Annotated in this window: 21 protein-coding genes; 10 read left to right on the forward strand and 11 right to left on the reverse strand. The window is 53.8% G+C overall.

Going from position 1 to position 23770, the window contains the following annotated elements; all coding sequences use genetic code 11:
* Positions 1-9: 9 nt before the first annotated feature.
* Entirely contained in the window at positions 10-840 is an 831-nt protein-coding gene (gene cobA / locus RIN69_RS10315; protein WP_313857247.1) for a uroporphyrinogen-III C-methyltransferase, read from the forward strand.
* Positions 841-918: 78 nt separating this feature from the next.
* Positions 919-2358, forward strand: a complete 1440-nt coding sequence (locus tag RIN69_RS10320) for a YchO/YchP family invasin (protein WP_390902511.1) — start codon at positions 919-921, stop codon at positions 2356-2358.
* A gap of 46 nt (positions 2359-2404) precedes the next feature.
* Here the strand turns inward: RIN69_RS10320 and RIN69_RS10325 are convergent, their stop codons facing one another.
* On the reverse strand, positions 2405-3475 hold the full coding sequence (locus tag RIN69_RS10325) for a porin (protein ID WP_313857248.1): 1071 nt from the start codon (positions 3473-3475) through the stop codon (positions 2405-2407).
* A gap of 943 nt (positions 3476-4418) precedes the next feature.
* On the opposite strand from RIN69_RS10325, the gene RIN69_RS10330 reads away from it, so the two are divergent.
* The 6 genes from RIN69_RS10330 to spy all read left to right on the forward strand — a co-directional run bounded on the left by RIN69_RS10330 (position 4419) and on the right by spy (position 11324).
* Positions 4419-5639 (forward strand): aspartate aminotransferase family protein, encoded by a 1221-nt coding sequence (locus tag RIN69_RS10330; protein ID WP_313857249.1) that lies wholly within the window; start codon positions 4419-4421, stop codon positions 5637-5639.
* Complete coding sequence (gene astA, locus RIN69_RS10335) at positions 5636-6673, forward strand: arginine N-succinyltransferase (RefSeq protein ID WP_313857250.1); 1038 nt, start codon at positions 5636-5638, stop codon at positions 6671-6673. The genes RIN69_RS10330 and astA overlap by 4 nt, the downstream gene beginning before the upstream one ends.
* On the forward strand, positions 6670-8136 hold the full coding sequence (gene astD / locus RIN69_RS10340) for a succinylglutamate-semialdehyde dehydrogenase (RefSeq protein ID WP_313857251.1): 1467 nt from the start codon (positions 6670-6672) through the stop codon (positions 8134-8136). Before astA ends, astD begins: the two co-directional genes overlap by 4 nt.
* On the forward strand, positions 8136-9464 hold the full coding sequence (gene astB / locus RIN69_RS10345; protein WP_313857253.1) for an N-succinylarginine dihydrolase: 1329 nt from the start codon (positions 8136-8138) through the stop codon (positions 9462-9464). The genes astD and astB overlap by 1 nt, the downstream gene beginning before the upstream one ends.
* A gap of 73 nt (positions 9465-9537) precedes the next feature.
* Positions 9538-10533, forward strand: coding sequence for a succinylglutamate desuccinylase (gene astE / locus RIN69_RS10350; RefSeq protein WP_313857254.1), 996 nt, complete (start codon positions 9538-9540; stop codon positions 10531-10533).
* A gap of 305 nt (positions 10534-10838) precedes the next feature.
* Positions 10839-11324 (forward strand): ATP-independent periplasmic protein-refolding chaperone Spy, encoded by a 486-nt coding sequence (gene spy / locus RIN69_RS10355; RefSeq protein ID WP_313857255.1) that lies wholly within the window; start codon positions 10839-10841, stop codon positions 11322-11324.
* 86 nt (positions 11325-11410) lie between these two features.
* Here the strand turns inward: spy and cho are convergent, their stop codons facing one another.
* The 4 genes from cho to RIN69_RS10375 form a co-directional block, all read right to left on the reverse strand.
* Positions 11411-12274, reverse strand: a complete 864-nt coding sequence (gene cho, locus RIN69_RS10360; RefSeq protein ID WP_313857257.1) for an excinuclease Cho — start codon at positions 12272-12274, stop codon at positions 11411-11413.
* A gap of 131 nt (positions 12275-12405) precedes the next feature.
* A complete protein-coding gene (gene nadE / locus RIN69_RS10365) occupies positions 12406-13233 on the reverse strand; it encodes an ammonia-dependent NAD(+) synthetase (RefSeq protein ID WP_313857258.1) in 828 nt (275 codons plus the stop codon).
* Positions 13234-13337: 104 nt separating this feature from the next.
* Complete coding sequence (locus RIN69_RS10370; protein WP_313857259.1) at positions 13338-14528, reverse strand: multidrug effflux MFS transporter; 1191 nt, start codon at positions 14526-14528, stop codon at positions 13338-13340.
* Positions 14525-15100, reverse strand: coding sequence for a TetR/AcrR family transcriptional regulator (locus RIN69_RS10375; RefSeq protein ID WP_313857260.1), 576 nt, complete (start codon positions 15098-15100; stop codon positions 14525-14527). Before RIN69_RS10375 ends, RIN69_RS10370 begins: the two co-directional genes overlap by 4 nt.
* Before the next feature lie 215 nt (positions 15101-15315).
* Here RIN69_RS10375 and osmE point away from each other — a divergent pair, with 215 nt between their 5' ends.
* The gene (gene osmE / locus RIN69_RS10380) at positions 15316-15651 is read left to right on the forward strand and encodes an osmotically-inducible lipoprotein OsmE (RefSeq protein ID WP_313857262.1); all 336 of its coding nucleotides are present in this window, start codon (positions 15316-15318) and stop codon (positions 15649-15651) included.
* Positions 15652-15784: 133 nt separating this feature from the next.
* On the opposite strand, the gene katE is transcribed toward osmE, so the two are convergent.
* The 6 genes from katE to hxpB form a co-directional block, all read right to left on the reverse strand.
* Positions 15785-18049 (reverse strand): catalase HPII, encoded by a 2265-nt coding sequence (gene katE, locus RIN69_RS10385; protein WP_313857263.1) that lies wholly within the window; start codon positions 18047-18049, stop codon positions 15785-15787.
* 186 nt (positions 18050-18235) lie between these two features.
* Positions 18236-19627, reverse strand: coding sequence for an L-cystine transporter (locus RIN69_RS10390; protein WP_313857266.1), 1392 nt, complete (start codon positions 19625-19627; stop codon positions 18236-18238).
* A 170-nt stretch (positions 19628-19797) separates the two neighbouring features.
* Positions 19798-20388 (reverse strand): metal-dependent hydrolase, encoded by a 591-nt coding sequence (locus tag RIN69_RS10395; RefSeq protein WP_313857268.1) that lies wholly within the window; start codon positions 20386-20388, stop codon positions 19798-19800.
* A gap of 173 nt (positions 20389-20561) precedes the next feature.
* A complete protein-coding gene (kduD, locus tag RIN69_RS10400; RefSeq protein ID WP_313857270.1) occupies positions 20562-21323 on the reverse strand; it encodes a 2-dehydro-3-deoxy-D-gluconate 5-dehydrogenase KduD in 762 nt (253 codons plus the stop codon).
* 51 nt (positions 21324-21374) lie between these two features.
* Positions 21375-22211 carry a 5-dehydro-4-deoxy-D-glucuronate isomerase gene (kduI, locus tag RIN69_RS10405; RefSeq protein ID WP_313857271.1) on the reverse strand — a complete coding sequence of 279 codons (837 nt, stop codon included), beginning with the start codon at positions 22209-22211 and terminating at the stop codon, positions 21375-21377.
* A 178-nt stretch (positions 22212-22389) separates the two neighbouring features.
* Positions 22390-23058, reverse strand: coding sequence for a hexitol phosphatase HxpB (gene hxpB / locus RIN69_RS10410; RefSeq protein ID WP_313857273.1), 669 nt, complete (start codon positions 23056-23058; stop codon positions 22390-22392).
* A gap of 160 nt (positions 23059-23218) precedes the next feature.
* Between hxpB and RIN69_RS10415 the strand changes: the two genes are divergently transcribed.
* Positions 23219-23758: a YniB family protein gene (locus RIN69_RS10415; RefSeq protein ID WP_313857274.1), complete on the forward strand. Its 540-nt coding sequence runs from the start codon at positions 23219-23221 to the stop codon at positions 23756-23758.
* The last annotated feature ends 12 nt before the right edge of the window (positions 23759-23770 follow it).

The raw sequence follows: 23770 nt of genomic DNA on the forward strand, positions 1-23770 counted from the left end.
AGGACTCTGATGACTTACACTGTCTCTTCTCTGGATAAGTTACTGACCGGCAAGTCCACCGGCAGTGAACCGGGCGCGGTGTGGCTGGTGGGTGCAGGGCCGGGCGATGTCGATTTGTTAACCGTGAAGGCACTGCGTTTGATTGAAAGCGCCGAAGTGGTGGTGTATGACCGGCTGGTCAGCCCTGAGATTCTGGCACTGGCACCGCCAGAAGCGTTGTGCATTGATGTCGGTAAAACGCCGGGCTTTAACGGTATGAAGCAGGCGCAGATTAATCAGCTATTGGTCGATCTCGCTGCAACCGGACGTCAGGTGGTAAGGCTGAAGGGTGGCGATCCGTTTATTTTTGGTCGCGGCGGTGAGGAAATGAGCTGGGTGCAACAAGCCGGTATTGCCTGTCATATCGTGCCAGGCATTACCGCGGCGATTGGTTGTGCGGCAGCGACCGGTATTCCGCTGACCCATCGCGATATGGCGCAGTCGGTGCGTTTTATTACCGGCCACGGGCGCGACGGTAAGCCGCAGCTTGACTGGCAAAGCCTGCAGGACAAGCGCCAGACGCTGGTGTTTTACATGGGGCTAACCTGGTGCCAGGCGCTGAGCCAGCAACTGATTGGTCACGGTCGCGACGCCGACACGCCGGTGGCAATCGTGGAACGCGGCACCCGGCGCGATCAGCGGGTAATCATCACCCGTTTGCAGCAGCTGGCAGAGTGTGTGGCCCGGCAGCAGCCGCAATCACCCAGCCTGTTGATTGTTGGTGAGGTGGTAAAAATGTATCGTCAGCCACCGGAAGCGACGCAGTGCTCATTTTTCGAAATGACCGATGCAGTATGTTAAACTAAAGTCTACTTTTTTATGTCAACTCCGTGAGCACCATCATAAATTGCTCAACGGCCAGACTAAACGGTAGGTTTGATGTCGATATTGCAGCGCAATAAAGGGTTCTGTACGCTCCTGATGCTTAGCGGCATCGGGTTGGCCGTGTCTGAAGCCAGCGCGCTGCAAACCGACACGCAGGTTGCTGAGTATCCTTTCGACAATCCCGCACGCTTCAGTGAGATGCAAAGCGGTTTGCCCGAACTGGGCGGCGCCAGTGCCAGCAGTGACGCTTTTGCCACCAAATTAGCCACGGTCGCCAGGGATATTGGTCAGGCCAGTATGAACAGTACGACTGACGATCCGCTAAGAAAGCAGGCCGGTGAGTGGGCCTTCAATCACTTCCGCGATGAGCTGGCAGAGCGGGTCGTCGATCGCGGCCAGAGCCTGCTTTCGCCCTATGGTTCAGCCAGCTTGTCATTGCAGGTTGATATGGAAGGCAACTTAAACGGCAGTAATGCGCAGTTGCTGACGCCGTGGCAGGATAAATATCAGTATTTAACCTTTACACAGGTCGGCGTAACCGAAGCGGATAACAGCACCATCGGCAATGCCGGTTTAGGCCAGCGTTGGTTCGCCGGTAACTGGCTGCTGGGCTACAACGCCTTTGTCGACCGCCAGTTTGACAACGGTTTGCAGCGGGCCGGAATTGGCACCGAGGCCTGGGGTGACTTCCTGCGTTTTTCAGCCAATTATTACCATCCGATTGCCGGCTGGCGCGACGACAGCAGCAGTTCACAGACGCGTCTGGCGCGTGGTTATGACATTACCACTCAGGGGTATCTGCCTTTTTACCGTCAGCTGGGCGTATCGCTGACTTATGAGCAGTATCTCGGGGACAATGTCGATCTGTTTAACAGCGGCAACCGCTATCGCAATCCGGTGGCGGTTAAAGTTGGCGTTAATTACACTCCGGTGCCGCTGCTGAGTTTTACCGCTTCGCATAAAGAGGGCGAGGGGGGAGAGTCTCAGGATCAGTTTGGTATGAAGGTGAATTATCGCATTGGGGTGGCGCTGAGCAAGCAGCTTTCGGCTAATAATGTCGCAGAGGCGCGTTCGCTGCGCGGCAGCCGTTATGATACCGTTGAACGCAACAATACGCCGGTGCTGGAGTTCCGCCAGCGTAAAACGCTGTCGGTGTTCCTCGCGACCCCGCCGTGGCAGTTGCAGCCTGGAGAAACGCTGCCGTTGAAACTGCAAATCCGCGCGGCTAATCCTGTCAGTAAGGTCAGCTGGCAGGGTGATACCCAGACCCTGAGCCTGACGCCACCCGCCAATAACAGCGATCCGCAGGGCTGGACGATCATTATGCCGCAGTGGGACAACTCGCCGGGCGCCAGCAACGAGTACCGATTGTCGGTGACGCTGGAAGACAGTAAACAACAGCGCGTGACCTCCAACTGGATCACGCTGAAAGCCTCGCCGCCAATGTCACTGGAAAATAACCGTGGCGGCAGTTTTGACCTGATGGCACCCTGAAGGCAGGCAGCGCGTCAGTCGCGCTGCCGCAGGATCGCAGGCCAGATCAGAACTGGTAGGTCAGACCAATACCGGTAACATCATCATTAGACAGGCCAAGTGGGTTATCACTGTCCAGCAGGTTGATTTTGTATTCTGCGTAGAACACCATGTTTTTGTTGAAGTAGTAGTAGGTCCCCACCGCGATATATTTAAACAGGTCGGCGCTGCCAATCCCTTCGATATCTTTGCCTTTCGACGAAACATACGCCAGAGAAGGGCGTAAGCCATTCAGGAATTGATACTGAGCCACCGCTTCAAAATTCTGCGCTTTATTGGCAAAGCCACCGCTGATTGGCGTGGCGTTACGCGTTTCACCGTATAGCGTTGCCAGGTAGATCTGGTTAGCGTCGTACTTGATTGACGTAGCCCAGGACTGCGCGCGATCGCCGTCACCGCGAGCTGCCGCATTCTGTGCCGCAGTGCGATCAATGCTGGCATAAGCACCGGTTATGCCAAAACCGGAGTCCAGATTATAAGCCGCGGAGAGGGCATAGCCATCACCGTTCGCGCGCCGAACGGCATCGGCATTGCCGCTGCGCTCGTTTTTACCCTGATATTGCAGGGCAAAATTCAGCCCGTCCACCAGACCAAAGAAATCGTTGTTGCGCCAGGTCAGCAGGCCACCGGCACGAGCGGAGGCGAAGCCATCGCTGTAGCCAGAGTCGCCACCAAATTTTGGCAGCATATCGGTGGCGGCCAGTGCGTCATAGATAAGACCGTAGTTGCGGCCGTAGTCGATCGAGCCCCAGTTAGCGAATTTCAGACCGGCAAAACCTAAGCGGGTTTTATTGCCATTCTGCGCATCGGAACCTTCAGAGTTATTGACCTGAAAATTGTATTGCCACATGCCGTAGCCGCTGAGCTGTTCGGTTATCTGCGTTTCACCTTTAAAGCCGAGGCGGGCGTATGTGGTATCGCCATCATTATTGGCGTCATTGGAGAACACATGACCGGCGTTAACTTTTCCCGACAGATCGAGTTTATTCCCGTCCTTGTTATAAATTTCTGAAGCCTGAGCATTACCCAGCACTAGCAGAACAGGTATTACCACTGCAATTACATTACGCTTCATCATTAAAATATCCTGTGATTTATTTTTTTATTTTGACGCTGATTTGCGACCGGAAGAAAATGTCATAAATAATAAATTTACAATAGAGTCATAACTGTTACAAAATGTAAATAAGTGACCATTATCATCATTTATGACGTTTATCGCACTATTAAGACCATGCTTATCATTTTTTCGTATTTAGAAGAGTAGTGCGCGAAGTTTGCGGTTGGTTGTTTAATTGATTGTATTTAATTGATAATTTATTGTAATTCCTGCTTTACTAAACTCGCAATCTGACGAGTGGTTAATTTTTATCCATTTATGAATTATTTAATTCTCTTCCCTGTTGTCACTCAATAATTATATGATCGTGTTACATGTAATGCTTATTTTTAATTTTCATAGTTACAAATATTTCTTGATGGAAATAGTTTTTTATGAGGTGAATACAGATATAAACTGGACGGGTTAGCTGTTGTATCGCTGCCGAAATGAAAACAGCACCGTACTGACTACGCGCTCATAACCAGGGACAAAAACATTGCAGGTGAGCGCCGCGGCAAAAATTATATCAGATGCATTGTAGGGTGATTACCCTATAACAGAGGGCGAGACACTCGCACTGTTTCAGTGCGCGATGCGCCATAAACGTGCGTTAAATGCTTCTTAATAAAACCAAATCCCATCATCGATCACAAAAGCGATATTTTATTTGGCAAATGCATAATTTGTCTTTTTTATGTTCCGCATATGGCCTGCTTTCGGATTGTTATTCACTTTATATGCATTAATTATGCATATCGCGCTGAGCTAACTTATTGATATTTGGTTGGTGATAACGATTTATGCATTTATAGCGCTGGCTGGCACGATGCGTGCACTTTACAGTAGGGCTGTGGTAAATCATTTCATTAACATTTTATAAACTTTTAGTTCACCTGACAGAGTGAACAGTGAGGCCGCTATGCAACAGTCAGTTTCGCGTGAAAATTTTGACCAGTGGATGGTTCCATCCTATGCACCTGCCACTTTTGTACCGGTGAGAGCGGAGGGATCAACGCTGTGGGATCAAAATGATAAAAACTATATCGATTTTGCTGGCGGTATTGCGGTTAACGCCCTTGGACATGCGCATCCTGAATTGCAGCTGGCGTTGCAGCAACAGGCGGCCCGTTTATGGCATACCGGTAATGGCTACACTAATGAACCCATTCTGCGGCTGGCAAAACAGCTGATTGATGCCACCTTTGCCGAGCGGGTATTTTTCTGTAACTCCGGAGCTGAGGCTAACGAAGCGGCACTGAAACTGGCGCGTAAATATGCCCATGATCACTATGGCCCACATAAAAGCGGTATCGTCGCCTTCAATAATGCCTTCCATGGCCGCACGCTGTTTACCGTTTCGGCCGGTGGTCAGCCTGCCTACTCGAAAGATTTTGCGCCGCTGCCGGGAGCGATTGAGCATGCGGTTTTCAACGATTTAGATTCTGCTGCCCGGCTGATTAATGATGAAACCTGCGCGGTAATCGTCGAGCCGATTCAGGGCGAGGGCGGCGTAGTGCCGGCAGAACCGGCATTTTTACGCGGCCTGCGTGCGCTGTGTGACCAGCATAACGCGCTGCTGATTTTTGATGAAGTGCAGACCGGCGTTGGCCGCACCGGCTCGCTGTATGCCTATATGCACTACGGCGTGACGCCGGATGTGCTGTCAACCGCCAAAGCGCTGGGCGGCGGTTTCCCGATTGGTGCAATGCTGACCAGCGAAAAACTGGCCTCAGCAATGGGGGTTGGCACTCACGGCACCACTTACGGCGGTAATCCGCTGGCGGGTGCGGTGGCGGGTAAAGTGATTGAGCTGATTAACCGTCCGGATGTGATGGATGGTGTCGGCCTGCGTCACCGCTGGTTTATCGACGGATTAAATGCGATTAATCAGCGTTTGCATCTGTTTAAAGAGATTCGTGGTCTCGGCCTGCTGATTGGTTGCGTGCTGAATGAAGATTACAGCGGCAAAGCGAAACAGTTCAATCTGGCGGCTGCCGAACAGGGACTGATGGTGCTGATCGCCGGTGCGAATGTGGTGCGTTTCGCCCCGTCACTGGTGATCAGTGAACAGGAAGTTAAAGAGGGACTGAGCCGCTTTGAACGTGCTTGCGAAGCGGTCGTTACAGGAGTGAGCGTATGATGTTTATTCGTCCCGTTGAGCGGGACGATCTGCCGCAGCTGCTGGCGCTGGCGGGTAAAACCGGTGGTGGCCTGACCTCCTTGCCTGCCGACAGTAATACCCTGTCGGCGCGGATCGAACGCTCAATCCAGACCTGGCAGGATGCTTTGCCGCGTGCTGAGCAGGGGTACGTTTTTGTCCTCGCCGACGGCAGCAGCGGCAAAGCGGTCGGCATCTGCGCCATTGAGGTCGCGGTCGGCTTGCAGGATCCGTGGTACAACTTTCACGTTGGCACCCAGGTTCACGCTTCGAAAGAGCTGAATGTGTATAACAATCTGCCGACTTTGTCGCTCAGCAATGACCATACCGGCAGCAGCGAGCTTTGTACGCTGTTTCTCGATCCCGATTATCGCGATGGTAAAAATGGCTATCTGCTGTCGAAGTCGCGCTTTTTATTTATGGCTGAGTTTCGTCAGCGATTTATGGACAAAGTGGTGGCAGAGATGCGTGGCGTCAGTGATGAGCAAGGTCGCTCGCCGTTCTGGGATAGCGTCGGCAGCCGTTTCTTCTCGATGGCTTTTGCCGACGCTGACTTTCTCAGCGGCACCGGGCAGAAAGCGTTTATTGCCGAACTGATGCCCAAGCATCCGCTATATATCGACTATCTGTCGCCTGAGGCCCAGGCGGTAATTGGCAAAGTGCATCCGCAAACGGCGCCAGCACGGGCGGTACTGGAGGCCGAAGGTTTTCAGTATCAAAACTATGTCGATATTTTCGACGGTGGCCCGACGCTGGAGTGCGATATTGATCGGGTGCGCGCCATCCGTAAAAGTCGGCTGTTATCGGTAACGATCAGTGATGCTCCGCCGGATGAAAGCCTGCCGCTGTGCCTGGTGGCTAACAGTCATTACCAGCAGTTCCGCGTAATGTTGCTGCATGCTGACACCAAAAGCGGAAGTATCGCTATCAGCGAGGAAGTGGCGCAACAGATGAAATGTCAGGCGGGCGACAACCTGCGGGTAGTGAAACTCTGTACTGAGGAGAAAAAAGCATGACGCACTGGATTAACGGACAATGGCTCAGCGGCCGCGGTGAGGCTTTCAGTAAACGGGATCCGGTTGACGCGGTGCAACTGTGGCAGGGGCAGGCGGCCAGTGGCGATCAGGTGGCTGCCGCCTGTGAAGCGGCGCGCGCGGCCTTCTCCGGCTGGGCGCGACAGCCGTTTGCTGCACGTCAGGCGCTGGTGGAAAAATTTGCCGCACTGCTGGAAAAAAATAAAAGCGAACTGACCGCAGTGATTGCGCAAGAAACCGGAAAGCCGCGCTGGGAAGCGCAAACCGAAGTGCAGGCGATGATCAATAAAGTGGCCATCTCAGTCAAAGCCTTTCATGCCCGCACCGGCGAACAGCAAGAGGGCGACAGCTCGCTGCGGCATCGTCCGCACGGCGTAATGGCGGTGTTTGGTCCCTATAATTTTCCGGGGCATCTGCCTAATGGTCATATAGTTCCGGCGCTGCTGGCGGGCAATTGCGTGGTGTTTAAACCCAGTGAACTGACGCCGCTGACCGCTGAGCATACCGTGCGTTTGTGGCAAAGTGCCGGGCTACCGGCGGGAGTACTGAATTTAGTGCAGGGCGGTCGCGAAACCGGTCAGGCGCTGGCGCAGGATCAACAAATTGACGGCCTGCTGTTTACCGGCAGCGCCGGTACCGGTTATCAGCTCCATCGCCAGTTTGCCGGCCAGCCGGAAAAAATGCTGGCGCTGGAGATGGGCGGCAATAATGCGCTGATTGTCGAAGATCCTGATGATATCGATGCGGCGGTGCATATCGCCATTCAGTCTGCGTTTATCACCGCCGGGCAGCGTTGTACCTGCGCGCGCCGGATGCTGGTAAAACGTGGTGCGGCCGGTGATGCCTTCCTCAAACGTCTGGTGCAAGTGGCGGGGCGACTGACCACCGGCCGCTGGAATGACGAGGTGCAGCCGTTTATGGGGAGCGTGATCTCGTTGTCGGCGGCGGAGCATATCTGGCATGAGTGGCAGTCGCGCGTGGCTGCCGGTGGTGAAGTTCTGCTGGAAATGCAATGGCCGCAGCGCAGCAGCGCGATTCTGACGCCGGGCATTATTGATGTGACGCAGCTGAAAGACCTGCCGGATGAAGAGGTGTTTGGGCCGTTGCTGACGGTGATACGCTATGACGATTATCAGCAGGCGATTGCAATTGCCAACAACACCCGCTATGGCTTGTCCTGTGGGTTAATCTCGCCGCAGCGTGACAAATTTGACCAACTGTTAATTGATGCGCGCGCCGGTATTGTTAACTGGAATAAACCGTTGACCGGCGCGGCCAGCAGCGCACCTTTCGGTGGCATCGGTGCTTCCGGCAATCATCGTGCCAGCGCCTGGTATGCGGCGGATTACTGCGCGTGGCCGATGGCCTCGCTGGAAAGCCCGCAGCTGACATTACCTACGGCGCTGTCGCCGGGGCTGGACTTTAGTCCGGCAGGAGATCGGTGATGAAAGCAGCCGAAGTCAATTTTGACGGTCTGGTGGGCTTAACTCACCATTACGCCGGGTTATCCTTTGGCAATGAAGCCTCAACCCGCAACCAGCATCAGCAATCAAACCCGCGTCTGGCGGCAAAGCAGGGCTTGCTGAAAATGAAGGCGCTGGCCGATCTCGGCTACCTGCAGGGCGTTATTCCCCCCCATGAACGGCCGAATATCTGCGCACTGCGTCAGATTGGTTTCAGCGGCAGCGATGCACAGGTGCTGGCGAAGGCGGCCAGAGAGGCGCCGCAGCTGCTCTCCGCTGCCAGTTCTGCTTCGGCGATGTGGGTCGCTAATGCGGCGACCGTTTCTCCGTCAGCGGACAGTGGTGATGGCCGGGTGCATCTGACGGTTGCCAACCTGAATAATAAGTTTCATCGCGCAATGGAAGCGCCGACTACCGAAGCATTGCTGCGCGCCATTTTCCGCGATAAACAGCACTTTATCGTGCATCAGGCACTGCCGCAGGTGGCGCTGTTTGGTGATGAAGGGGCGGCTAATCATAACCGTTTTGCGGCCGATCACGGCGAGCCTGGGGTACAGTTGTTTGTTTATGGCCGTGAGGCGAACAGTCACGGGCAGGCCCCGGCGCGTTATCCGGCACGTCAGACGCGTGAGGCCAGCGAAGCCGTGGCGCGTCTGCACCAGCTGAATCCGCAGGCGACGGTTTTTGCCCAGCAGAACCCGGCGGTGATCGACAAAGGGGTATTTCACAATGATGTGATTGCCGTCAGCAATCAACAGGTGCTGTTTTGCCATCAGCAAGCTTTTCTCCATCAGCCGCAGCTGCTGGCCGAACTACAGGAAAAAGTCAGTGGTTTCACCGCAATTGAGGTGGCTGATAACCGCGTGTCGGTCAGTGATGCGGTGCAAACCTACTTATTTAACAGCCAGTTGTTAAGCCGCGATAATGGTAAAATGCTGCTGGTTCTGCCGGAAGAGGCGCGGCAACATGCTGGTGTCTGGCGTTACCTTACTGAACTGTCAGAGAGCGGCGGGCCGATTGATCGGCTGGAAGTGTTCGATCTGCGTGAAAGCATGTGTAACGGTGGCGGCCCGGCCTGCCTGCGTTTGCGCGTGGCGTTGAATGCACAGGAGCAGGCGGCGGTAAATCCGGCGGTGATGATGAATGAAAAGCTGTTTACCACACTTAATCATTGGGTCGATCGCCACTACCGCGATCGCCTGTCGCAGGATGACCTTGCCGATCCGCAATTGCTGATTGAAGGGCGCGAAGCGCTCGATGAGCTGACTAAGCTGCTAGACTTAGGCAGCATTTACCACTTTCAACGATGATCATGGATGAACTGTAAGGGCGGCGATAGCGCCGCCTTCATAATAAGGAGCACGATGATATTAAGGAGTATCAATGCAGGATTTTCTACAGCAAACGCTTTCTGGTGTGACACCGCAACCTCAGTCCGGTGAAAACTCCCGGCTGCGCTGGCAGTGGTGGGATGAAGGCATTCTCGAGTTAACGCCGCATCAGGCGACGCGTCAGGCGATTGTCATTTCGGCAGGATTACACGGTAACGAAACCGCGCCGGTCGAGATTCTGAACGCGTTAATCACTCAGTTACTAAAAGGTGAGAAAGCGCTGGTGCCGCGGGTTCTGGTGATCCTCGGTAACCCGGCGGCGCTGCGTGCCGATAAACGCTATCTCCGTTGTGATATCAACCGCATGTTTGGCGGGCGCTGGCAACAGTATGAAGATTGCCCGGAAGCGCGACGCGCCTGGCGGCTGGAGCAGGCGATGGAAACCTTCTGGCAGGCGGGTGACCATGTTGAGGTGTGCTGGCATATCGATCTGCACACCGCTATCCGTGGCTCTTATCATCCGCGTTTTGGCGTGCTGCCGCTTAATCAGCGTGAGTGGCCAGAGAACTTTATGCAGTGGCTGGCGGCGGCCGGGCTGGAAGCGCTGGTGTTTCATCGCGCACCGGCAGGCACCTTTACCCACTACAGTTGTGAACACTTCAATGCTGCCAGCTGCACGCTGGAGCTGGGCCAGGCCCGGCCATTTGGTGAAAACGATCTGTCGCAGTTTGCCGCGGCACAGCAGGCGCTTGCTTCGCTGCTGTTTGGTGAGCCTTTGCCGCACAATGCAGAGGCGCCGCGCCGTTATCGGGTTTCGCAGCAAATTACCCGCGCCTCAGCCGCATTCAAACTGCATATGAGCGCTGAGACGCTGAATTTTACCGCCTTTCCACAGGGAACACTGCTGGCGGAAGATGGCGAAAAGCGTTACTACGTTCAGCAGGCGCGAGAATATGTGCTGTTTCCGAATTCGCAGGTTGCCCCCGGGCTGCGGGCAGGTTTAATGCTGGTGGAAGATAACGCCCACAATAAAATCACGGGTTCATGACCAATACCTCGGGCGCATCCCGCGCCCGAAATCAATAAAGTGTAAAGCCACGCGGTTAGTCTTTCCCTGAAACTGTATTTAGCGTTACACTCCTCCATAATTTCTACTGAAATCACTGCAAATTCATATTCTTTAGCAATTCTTAATCAAATTCTTCTTATTCTCTCCATGATTGTTTCTTTATTGTCTCTTATGCTTTCAGGGCTTTACCCACGCTCTGAGTACTTGACGTTCAGCGCCCTAAACTTAATTCCGTACTCACGACACAGGCTGTCGTCATAAAACTGAAAAGTAAGGACAATATTATGCGTAAATTAACATCCCTTTTTGTTGCAACTACACTGGCACTGGGTGCAGCTAATATCGTTCACGCTGCAGCGGACAACCTGACACCTCCGCCAGCAGGCACTGAAAAACCGATGCACAAGCCAGCGATGCATCGTGGTATGCACGATATGTTTAAAGGTCTGAACCTGACCGATGCGCAGAAAGAGCAGATGCGCACTATCATGCGAGATTCACGTAAAGAGATGAAGCGTCCGTCACTGGAAGAGCGCCGTGCTAACCACGCGATTATCGCGTCAGACAGCTTTGATAAGAGCAAAGCCGAAGCGCAGGCTGCGACCATGACCGCTAACGCCAAAGAGAATGCGGTCGCGATGATGGAAACGCAGAACAAGCTGTATAACGTGCTGACGCCGGAACAGAAGAAACAGTACAACGCTAATTTTGAGAAGCGTCTGACAGAAAAACCTAAGCATGAAGGTAAAATGCAGCCTCCAGCAGAGTAATGACTCTGGTTAGCATGCGATGATTTGAGACCGCCGGTGTTGCCCACATTGCCTAAAGCTTGTGGTCAGCCCCGGCGGTTTTACATTTATTTCAGCTCAATAATTGGATATTTGCCGCTGAGCAGTGGGCGACAAAGAATCTTGTAGCCGTCGTTATCAAACCCCTTCGGCGTGACGCACAGCGCCGATGCCTCACTGATATCACTGACCGAACCGAGATAGAACCAGTGATCGATGATGTGAATCTGCGTTTCTGCCGGTCCTTTCTCCACTAAACCTATCGCTCCCCGATAAGGCCAGCAGACAACGCGCACCTGCTCCAGCGCCGCCAGCAGGCGTTGCTGATGCGCCTCTTCACTCTCTTTACCGCAGCATGCCCCGGCGCAGCGCCCAAGGCTGGCGCGAAAGCAACCGCGACCTTTGCTGAGCTTTTCCAGACCCAGCAGGCCATAACAGAGGCGCTGTTCGTCGGCTATTTTCTTTAACTGCTCAAGGGCGGCAAAGCGGCTGGCATACAGACCAAACAGATTGGGCGAAGTGGAGAAATCCAGCTCTTTGGCATACACCACGGCGGGTTTGCTGTCGGTTAACTGGAGTGAGCAGAGCTGACGATTTTTACGCAGTCGTTTATTAAATAGCGGCTGCTGAGTTTTGATCATCTGCGCCTCCAGCAGCAGCGCACCCAGTTCACCTGCGGTGGTGATCCAGCTGATGCGTCGCGCCTGGCGCAGCATTCTGGCTTCGTCGGTGGTGCGAAAATGTGACATCACCCGGGTGCGCAGGTTGACACTCTTACCGATATACAGCGGCATGACTTCACTGTCACCGTGAAAAAAATAGACGCCGGGCAGGTTGGGGAGCTCATCCAGCCAGCTGCGCAGGTGTTCAGGATATTCATAAATTGTGGCTGGTTCAAAATCCAGCCGATGACTTGCGACTCGCCTTACCACTCTGTACTCCGGTTACTGGTTACTTATCCAGTATAGCAGCTGAAGGGAGAACAAAAAAGAGTCAGTGGGGAGCATCTGGAAGGCGCTGTATTTTGCGGGCGGCGAGAGCACCGCCCGAATGAATCAGGGGATTATTTTTTCCAGAAATCGTCAAACACGGTGATCGGTGGGCGGCGTTTATGTTCGGTTTTCAAATACCAGCCCTCAATAATTTTCGCCGTCTGCTGTTCGAGTTGTTTGCCTTCCAGATACTGATCAATCTGCTGGTAAGTGACGCCCAGCGCCACCTCATCCTGCAAACCAGGTCGGTCATCTTCCAGATCGGCAGTCGGCTGTTTCAGATACAGATGCTCCGGGCAGCCCAACGCTTCCAGCAGCTGTTTACCCTGACCCTTATGCAGACGGAAAATCGGGTTAATATCAGTGCCGCCATCGCCGTATTTGGTGAAGAAGCCGGTCAGCGCTTCTGCGGCGTGATCGGTACCGACCACCACGCCAGCGTTCATGCCAGCAATGCTGTATTGCGCCTTCATTCTTTCACGGGCTTTTTCATTACCGCGAATAAAATCGGAGAGGATGACGCCGGCCTGCTTCAGCGCTTTTTCACTGGCCAGCACCGCTTCCTTGATATTGACAGTCAGCACCTGGTCAGGCTGAATGAAATCGATGGCGTCCTGACAATCCTGCTCATCAGCCTGCACGCCATAAGGCAGGCGCACCGCAATAAAGCGATAATCGCCGTTACCGGTTTCTGCACGCAGTTCGTTAATCGCCATCTGACACAATTTGCCGGTTAGCGTGGAGTCCTGGCCGCCGCTGATGCCCAATACTAAGGATTGTATAAACGGGTAGGTTTTCAGATAAGACTTCAGAAATTCAACGCTGGTGCGGATCTCTTGCTGCGCGTCGATGACCGGCTTAACGCCGAGTGCTGCGATAATGTCTTGCTGCAGTGCCATGAACCTCTCCTCAAATCAGTTACGAAAGCGTTGCTTAAAGCTAACGCGCATCGGGCGAAACGACAAGTCACAATCCCTGTCGCTTCGCATCAAATGCTGTTAAATCAGGCAGTTTTCGGTTTTTTGGCTAACAGTGTGAACATGATAATCGCCAGCATATAGCAGCCAAAAATCGTCATGTTCATAGTCAGCACCGACGTTCCGCCAATACCGGTGACCGGCACGCTGATTGCCCCGAGGGTGAACATGGTCACCCCAATCACTGCGGAAGCACTTCCGGCACGATGCCCCTGACTTTGCATCGCCAGTGATGACGCAGTGGTGGCAATCACGCCATTACTGGCGACGCTAAAGAACAGTGCGACTAACACCAGCGGTAGTGCGGCACCGCTGAATCCTGCCAGTAGCAGAGTAGCGGAAGAGATCAATGCCAGCGTCAGGCCGCCTTTCAGCACCCGGTATTCACCCCACAGCGGACAGAGTCGCGCACTGGTTTGTGAAGCAATGATCAGGCCAACACCGTTGGCGGCAAAACAGAGGCTGAACGCCTGCGGCGACATACCATAAAGTTCCTGAAGCACAAAGGGGGATGCACCGATATAGGCGAACATGCCAGACATCATAAAGCCCTGCGTCAGGCAGAAGCCCATAAATGGGCGATGCTTCACCACCTCGCCGAGTGCCGCCCAGGCAGAAAACAGGCTGCCCTGACTGCGTTTTTCTGGCGGTAGCGTCTCTGTTAATTTAGTGCGGGCCAGCACCAGCAGCAGAATGGCAATCAGCGCCAGTATCATAAACAGCCCGCGCCAGTCGAAGAAGGCCATCAGTGCGCCGCCCATCACCGGTGCGGCAATCGGTGCCAGGCCATTGACCAGCATCAGCATCGCGAAGAAACGCGTCAGTTCATGGCCGCTGTACATATCACGCGCGATAGCACGCGACAGCACCGCACCACCGGCGGCAGAAAGCCCTTCAAACAGCCGCGCCAGTAGCAGCTGATTAATATCCTGTGCCAGCGCGCAGCCGACGGAAGCGATACACAACAGTACCAGCGACAGTAACAGTGGGCGAATACGACCATATTTGTCACTCATCGGGCCGAAAATCAGCTGGCCCGCACCGAGGCCAAGCAGGCCGGCGGTCAGGCTTAGCTGCGCGGTGGCGGTGGGGGTGTTCAGATCGCGCGCCAGTTCCGGCAGCGCGGGTAAGTAAAGGTCAATACATAACGGCCCGAGTGCCGCCAGTAAGCCAAGGGTAATCGCATAGCCAATGCGACCAGGATGTGCAGGTGTCATTTATCTTCTGTCTCGAATAGTTGTTTAATCAGTTGCTGGTAAATCGTGTGGAGCCGATCCGCGGATGCTTTTTGTGGCGTCAGCCGGCGAAAAGCGGTGCCTTCCACCATCACCGCCAGCACTTCCACGCAGGCACGCAGTTTCTCCTCGCTGAACTGCGGATAATCCTGTTGCAGAGTCTGCATTGCATGGTCAAACATGCGGCTGTCTGCTTCGACCAGCATGCTGGCGACGCGCGGATTACGCGTAGCTTCCGCCGCCACTTCCAGCATCAGCGCCTCGTCGTCTTCATCAGTAACCTGACGCCAGGCAAGCAGTGCCGGCAGCCTTGGCGTATGGCTGTTCACCACAACTTCAGCCATGCGGTCATCAATAATTCTCTTTACCATCTGTTCGATAATCGCATCTTTATTCGTAAAGTAGCGATAGATCTGGCCGACGCTAAGCTGCGCTTCACCGGCCAGCTGCGCCATACTGGCGGCGTGAAAACCGGACTGACGAAAACAGCGCCGCGCCGCAGTGATAATGTCATCCTGGCGCTGACGATGGCGGGCATCGCGTTCAAGGTTCATATCAAATTCCGGGTGAGTGTGAACGTTCATTCTCATTCGCAGCATTATACCCAAGCCGTCTGCGAATCCCAGCCCTTTTATCCGCCGCCGCTTCCAGCTGAGCGGGGCTGTATCAGCGGAGTCCTAAAAACCAAAAATTAACGGCATAAACTTGATAAATCAGCATTTATATTCCAGGCTTAAATTCGCATGGATAATAAATGAGGAATAACAAGATGACTAAAGTAACGGGACTTATTGGTGCTGCAGTGGCTCTGGCGATGTTATCTGGCTGTACGGCTTATGATCGTGCAGAAAGCTACGTCACCAAACCGGTGGTGAAGGACGTCAAGAAAGGGATGACACGTGACCAGGTTCGCCAGATTGCCGGCGCTCCGTCTACTGAAATCACCATGGTACACGCGCGCGGTACTTGCCAGACTTATGTGCTGGGCGAGCGTGACGGTAAAGCACAGACTTACTTCGTCAGCTACAGCGACACTGGCCGTGTGATGAACTATGGCTTCCAGAGCTGTAAAGACTACGATACCGATCCGCAGGTTAATCAGTAATTACTGCGCAGGTCTCTGATTTAAAAAAGCCGGGAACGTAATGTTCCCGGCTTTTTTATGGTTGTGATACCACAAGGCTGCAAACAGAGACAGTAATTGAAACCGGTGGCGAAATCGCCGCCGGTTAATCAGGTCAGGCCGGCACGCTCAGCGCTTTCTGGCTGCGTGACCAGATGCGGTGTGCGGCCATAAATGACAGAAACTCACTCATAAACAGGCCTTCTGCTTTGTCATCCGCAACAATGCCTTCTTCCTGCTCGTCATCCGCCAGCCCGAACTGTGCTTTAAAGCGTCGTGCATCGCCGCTCAGCCCAATGACCTTCAAATGCTTATACGCTTCCAGCAGGTAGTAACGCGCATCGCCGCTCAGCAGCAGGGCGTCGATATTGCCATCCGGCACGATAACCGCATCAAAAGTAAGTGACGGCAGGCCGCTAAAGGTGGCGTCAATTGGCAGCGTTGAGCCATCATCAGCCCGGATTTGGCCCATGTGCGATGCCAGCAGTTTAGCGTGCACACCGCTGGCTTTCAGTTCCTGTAAAATCGCCAGTACATCAGCGGCTTTGACCCCATCGCTAATAAGCAGCGCCACCTGACGGCCCTTAACATTACCGCTTGGTACGGCATACAGGCTGAGGCTGGCATCCTTTTTCAGGCCATTAACGTCTTTTGGCGGCGCGGTGTGCAGTTTCTCATCTGACAGTGCGATACCCAGATTTTCCGCCACCGCGTTCGCCAGCGACACGTCGATATGCAACAGATGATCGACGACCCGTTCACGGATATAGGGGCGGGAGAGCTTGCCAAGTTCAAATGAGAAAGCATCAATTATATGCTGCTGCTCAACCGGCGTCTGGCTCAGCCAGAACAGACGTGGCTGCGAGTAATATTCGCCAAACGACGGACTGCGCTCGCGCACTTTATGGCCTTCAATCCGCTCCTGATAACTTTCAAAGCCGCCACGATGCGGTGCCGGTGGCGTTTCACGTGGCCAGTTATCATTGATTGAGTTAGGTTCGTAGTTAGCTGGATTAGTATCAATATCCTGCCGATGCATGCCGCCGCGCTGGAAGTTATGATACGGGCAAACCGGGCGGTTAATCGGAATTTCGTGGAAATTCGGCCCGCCAAGACGGCTAATCTGGGTATCGGTGTAGGAGAACAGACGGCCCTGCAACAGAGGATCGTTAGAGAAATCGAGGCCTGGTACAATATGGCCCGGGTGGAACGCCACTTGCTCAGTTTCAGCGAAAAAGTTATCCGGGTTACGATTCAGCACCATTTTACCAATCAGTTCGACCGGTACCAGCTCCTCCGGGATCAGTTTGGTGGCATCCAGCAGATCAAAGTCGAACTTAAATTCATCCTCTTCCGGTACCAGCTGAACGCCCAGCTCATATTCCGGGAAGTCTCCGGCTTCAATTGCTTCCCATAAATCGCGGCGGTGAAAGTCGGGATCGCGGCCAGTGAGCTTTTGCGACTCATCCCACAGTAATGACGCTTTACCCGCCACCGGTTTCCAGTGGAAGCGGACAAAGGTGCCTTTACCTTCGGCGTTGATCATCCGGAAGGTGTGAATACCAAAGCCTTCCATGGTGCGATAACTGCGTGGAATACCGCGGTCCGACATCGCCCAAATCACGTTATGCAGCGTTTCTGGCTGTAGCGAGACGTAATCCCAGAAGGTGTCGTGGGCGCTTTGACCCTGCGGCATTTCATTATGCGGCTCCGGCTTTACCGCATGAACAAAGTCGGGGAATTTATGGGCATCCTGAATAAAGAACACTGGCGTGTTGTTGCCGACCAGATCGAAAACCCCTTCCTGGGTGTAAAACTTGGTGGCCCAGCCGCGAATATCACGCACGGTATCGGCGGAACCGGCGCCACCCTGTACGGTAGAGAAGCGCACAAACACCGGCGTTACCGTATCAGGATCGCGCAGGAAGTCAGCTTTAGTAATATCACTCATATCGCGATAGGGCTGAAAATAGCCGTGAGCAGCGGAACCGCGTGCGTGGACGATACGCTCTGGAATGCGTTCGTGGTCGAAGTGAGTGATTTTCTCCCGCAGAATAAAGTCTTCCAGCAGGGTTGGCCCACGAGTACCGGCACGCAGCGAATTCTGATCGTTTGCAATGCGAGTGCCCTGGTTGGTGGTCAGCGGAAAGTTTTCACCGCCTTTACGGTGCGCTTCAAGCTGGTCCAGCTTGGCGTTATGGGTATCTGGTGCTTTCAGGCTGCCTGGGGCGGTCGGCTGCTTGCCCGGTGCACTCGGCTCGGCTGAAGGTTTGTGAGAACCATCCGCTGGTGCCAGTGAACCAAGTCCGGGTTTTGCCGACTCAGGGCCTGTCGTTGGAGCATTGTGGCTCAGCTCCTTGCTGTCAGTTTCTTTCGACATGATGTAGTGCTCCCGTTGATGTCGTGTTTTAGGCATCCTTAACTATAGAACAGTGGCGTTTATACGCCTGCAAAGTTCATGGATATGTCACAACATGCCAGAAATCAGCGGAGGGAAGCGGGGAAAAGAGCTGTAAGGATTTGTTTCGCGGATAAGAAAAAGGCCGGAGATTCCGGCCTTTAGCTATTACTTGTGGATGAGTTCAGCGTGCTCGTCGCTGTTCAGCACCTTTTTATCGGTCAGTTTCAGCCAGCGACTGGTCAGCGAGCCGGCAGTCATAGAACCATTAACGTTAAGCGCCGTACGGCCCATATCAATGAGCGGTTCGATTGAAATCAGCAGCGCAACCAGGGTAACCGGCAGGCCCATGGTTGGCAGCACAATCAGTGCGGCAAAGGTGGCACCGCCACCGACGCCCGCGACACCGGCAGAGCTGAGCGTCACGATGCCCACCAGCGTGGCAATCCACAGCGGGTCGAGCGGGTTAATTCCCATGGTGGGTGCAACCATCACCGCCAGCATCGCCGGATACAGGCCAGCGCAGCCGTTCTGACCAATAGTGGCACCGAAAGATGCAGAGAAGCTGGCAATGGACTCAGGTACGCCAAGACGACGCGTTTGCGTCTCAATGCTCAGCGGAATACTGGCGGCGCTGGAGCGGCTGGTAAAGGCAAAGGTGATCACCGGCCATACTTTACGGAAGAAGCGCATTGGATTGATGCCGTTTACCGACAGCAGCAGGGCGTGTACTGCAAACATAATCGCCAGGCCGAGGTATGACGCCACCACAAAGCCACCGAGCTTAACGATGTCCTGCAGGTTAGAGCCGGCGACGACTTTGGTCATCAGTGCCAGCACGCCGTAAGGCGTCAGTTTCATAATCAGGCGCACCAGCTTCATCACCCAGGATTGCAGAGTGTCGATAGCGGCCAGCACGCGCTGTCCTTTAACCTGGTCGTCTTTTAACAGCTGCAGTGCCGCCACGCCGAGGAAGGCAGCAAATATCACCACGCTGATAATCGAGGTCGGGCTGGCACCAGCCAGATCGGCAAACGGATTCTTCGGGACAAAAGAGAGCAGCAGCTGTGGCACGGTTAAATCAGCAACCTTACCGGCATAGTTGCTCTGAATTGCCACCAGGCGCGCGCTTTCCTGAGTGCCTTGCACCAGGCCTTCTGCCGTCAGGCCAAACAGCTGAGTGACAAACACGCCAACCAGCGCGGCGATCGCGGTGGTAAACAGCAGCACCCCAATGGTCAGAACGCTAATTTTACCCAGTGACGAAGCGTTATGCAGGCGGGCTACCGCGCTGAGAATCGAAGCGAAGACCAGCGGCATCACGATCATTTGCAGCAGCTGCACATAACCATTACCAACGATATTAAACCAGCTAATCGACTCCTTCACCACGGCGGAGTTTTCGCCATAGATCAGTTGCAGGCCAAGGCCGAACAGTACGCCAAGCACCAGGCCGGCGAGAACTTTTTTCGACAGACTCCAGTTTGTGCGGCCGGTGCGTGCCAGCAGCACGATCAGCGCGAGAAAAACCACGATATTCAGAATCAGCGGTAGATTCATCCCATTTCTCCGGTGAAGGGCAATCCGTGACGCTTTGGCGCGGATCACCAAATGGCGATATTTTATATCGCGCAAAAAGATTTATTAGCGGGGGATATTATCAGTTGTATGAAGCGCAGCATTATATCCAAAAGTAATGGGCTATAACCTTTTGATATTAAATTGTATAATTATTGTGCTAACTGTTTATTGGTTATTCGATTGATGCCATCTTGCACGGAATTAATTATCTGCGCGGGCCAGCCATGGGTGCCTAAATAAGGCTGTTCCGGCGAAAACCAGATGGCGTAGCCGACCAGTGCCAGGCAGAGTGCACGTTCAAGCTGATTGCCTTTCTGGCTGTTAAGCAGCGGCAGGCGAAAGCGCCAGCGGCAAGGCCATAATAGCGGCACACCGGCGGGCGTCAGCATATCGGCAATAATATGGCTGAGGTAGCCGAGCACCATGCCCTGTAATACGTCGGCGGGTACCGGCCAGTCGGCGGGCACATTAATCTGAAACAGCGCCAGCCCACCCAGCACCGCCAGCAGGCTGTGGGTAAATCCACGATGGCCGAAGGCGCGGGATATCGGCACCGCGATCCATTTCAGCCGTTGGCCAAGCAGTGATTTTGGATGATCGATATCCGGTAACAGACAGGTCAGCAACGCAGCCGGAATCAGATGCCACCAGTCAGCGCTGGCCAGCACCGGCGTCAGCTCGGCGCGCTTGGCGAAAATTGCGCTGGCGATGGCAAAAATAATATGGCCTTCGGCCGTCATGGGGATAACCTGGCTGCATAGCTGTCGATGCATCCAGTATAGGGGATATATCCAGTAGATTAAATATGTGACGCTGTAACTAAAGGTGAATTTTGTCACCTTTCTTCAGTAACACGGCAGTTCGATTTTCCGCGGGCGACAGCGTTGCCGCCCAACGGCAGAAAACTGAAAGATTAACGTGCCAGCCAGCCGCCATCCACCGCCAGCGTATAGCCGTTAACATAGTCTGAGGCTGATGACGCAAGGAACACCACCGGCCCCATCATATCCTCTGGCTTTCCCCAGCGAGCAGCCGGAATACGGCCAAGAATTTCCTGGTTACGTCCTTCGTCATTACGGATCTGTTCGGTGTTATTGGTCGCCATATAGCCGGGCGCAATGGCATTGACATTAATATGATGCGGTGCCCATTCATTGGCCATCAATTTGGTTAAGCCCATTACGGCGCTTTTTGACGCCGTATAAGAAGGAACGCGGATGCCGCCCTGGAAGGAGAGCATCGAGGCGATATTAATGATCTTGCCGCCGTTGCCCTGTTTAATAAACTGACGAGCGACCGACTGCGACAGAAAGAACAGGGTCTTACTGTTAATGTTCATCACATCGTCCCAGTCCTGCTCGCTAAATTCCAGTGCGTCCGCGCGGCGAATAATACCGGCATTATTAATCAGAATATCAATACGACCGAATGCGGCGATGGCCTGTTCAACCACCTGTGGCACCGTGGCGCTGTTGGTCAGATCGGCTTCAATACTACAGAAACGGCGGCCAGTGGCTTCCACACGGGCCTGGGTTTCATCCGGAACGCTACGATTAACGCCAATAATATCGCAGCCCGCTTCGGCAAGGCCGACGGCCATTCCCTGACCTAAACCGGTGTTACAGCCGGTGACCAGCGCCACTTTGCCTTCCAGATTAAATGCATTAAGGATCATATTCGCTCTCTTTTTCTTCGGCCCGCTGGCCGCAACGTTGCTGATTAGCGCTTAGCGCAATTCGCTGACTTTGACGTGGTCCATATCGTCAAACACCTGATTCTCACCGACCATGCCCCAGATAAAGGTGTAACGTTTGGTGCCGACCCCGGCATGAATCGACCAGCTTGGGGAGATAACCGCCTGTTCGTTATGCACCAATAAATGACGGGTTTCCTGCGGCTGGCCGAGCATATGGAACACCGCGGTCTCTTCATCCATATCAAAGTAGAAGTAGACTTCCATCCGGCGCTCATGGGTATGACAGGGCATGGTGTTCCACAGGCTGCCTTCTTCCAGCTGTGTCAGGCCCATTGTCAGTTGGCAGGTGGGCAACACCTCCGGGACGAGATATTTATTGATGGTGCGGCGGTTACTGGTCGCAGCATCACCGAGCGTGGTAGTGGCGGCTTCGTCGAGGGTAATTTTTTTGTCAGGATAGCGGTGGTGAGCAGGTGCGCTGTTGTAATAGAATTTGGCCGGTTTTGCCGCATCAACACTGCTGAAAACCACTGATTGTGCGCCCATACCGACATACAGCGCCTGCTGATGGTCAATCTCCCAGCATTTACCATCCACTTCAATGATGCCCGCACCGCCAATATTAATGACGCCCAGTTCACGACGCTCAAGAAAGTAACTGACGCCCAGCTGTTTACCCACTTCACTGCCAATGGTGACGCTTCGGCTTTGCGGCATCACGCCGCCGATAATTATGCGGTCGGTGTGGCTGTAGGTCATGGTGTAGTTATCGACAGCAAAAATAGTTTCAATAAGAAACTCTCCGCGCAGTCCGGCGGTATCGAGTTGTCTGGCGTGGTCGCGGTGAATGCTTTGACGAACGTGCATGTCGATGCCTCTCTGATTCGGGTTAGCCGTGCGAAGCTGATAACCGATGATAGGCATGATGGGACGTTAATTCAATAAAAATGAAATGCTGTTTTATTTATTATGTCGCGTGGATCATATTTTTGCGACAGCAGAAAAAACACGGGCCGCATCTGCGGCCCGTCGAGAGAGAAGGCGATTATCCGATAAGATGTTGTAAGCTTAATTGTTCAAGCGAAGCGAGTTGCACATCTGCCAGCGACCAGCGGGGATCCTCGCGCGCCGCGCTGGCCGGGATCACGATTGAACGCATACGCGCCGCTTTGGTGGCTATCATCCCGTTGAGCGAATCTTCCAGCGTCACGCAGTTCAATGGATCGATGCCCAGTTTTGCCGCCGCATCGTGATAAACCTGCGGATGAGGCTTGCTCCACGGCAGTGATTCGGCCGATGCAATGACGTCAAAGTAGTCACGCAGGTTAAATAATTCCAGTACCCGCTCCAGCATAAACAGGGGTGAGGCCGAAGCCAGGCCGATCTTCAGGCCATTATCACGGCACAGCTGCAGTGCATGCTCAACGCCGGGTAGCAATGGACGCTGCTGTTCAACCAGCGTCAGGGCGCGCGCAATCACGCGCTGCGCCACTTCTGCCTGGTCCGGGCCGTTCCACGGACAGGTCTCGTACCACATGCGCACCACCTGATCGATACGCAATCCAACGGTATCCGGCAGTTCATTGCGCCGCGATACGTCACCGCCCAGCGTGGCAAAGATATCCAGTTCGGCGCGTTCCCACAGCGGCTCCGAATCAATCAGTAAACCATCCATATCGAATATTGCAGCAAGCACAGGTCGGCTACAGGACATATAACGGCTCCGTTTTACAGTTTTCCTAACCTTAGCATGAAGCCTGGCGCGTCTGAACCATTCAGATTCGGGAAAATCAGCCGGTCACCACGTTTTTTGCAGGCAGTTTTCTTCGCCAGCGGGTAGACTTACAGCCAAACATAAGGTGTAAGGAGAAACCATGACTTATCAACAAGCTGGCAGAGTCGCCATCCTCAAGCGCATTGTCGGCTGGATTGTCTTTATCCCGGCATTACTTTCAACCCTGATTTCACTGCTGAGCTTTATGTTTAAGCACAGTGAAAAACAGCCGGGGATTGATGCGGTCATGCTTGATTTTGTTCATGTGATGATCGATATGATTCGCTTTAATACGACGTTTCTCAATTTTTTCTGGGAAAACTCGCCGGTGCCGAACTTCAACGGTGGCACCAATTTGAGCTTCTGGGGGATTTATATCCTGATTTTCGTCGGTCTGGCGTTACAGGCCTCCGGAGCACGGATGTGGCGGCAGTCACGTCACCTTAAAGAAGGTATAGAGGATCAGCTGATTCTGGAAAATGCCAAAGGCAGCGAAGGACGCAGTCGTCAGCAGTTGGAAGAGAAGATTGTGGTGCCGCGCCACACCATCTTTTTGCAGATTTTCCCGCTGTATATCCTGCCGATAATTATCGCCGTCGCGGGTTATTTCATCCTGTCACTGTTAGGCTTTATTCATTAATTCCCGGCCTGA

The sequence above is a fragment of the Winslowiella toletana genome, from assembly GCF_032164335.1.
Classification (GTDB): Bacteria; Pseudomonadota; Gammaproteobacteria; order Enterobacterales; family Enterobacteriaceae; genus Erwinia; species Erwinia toletana_A.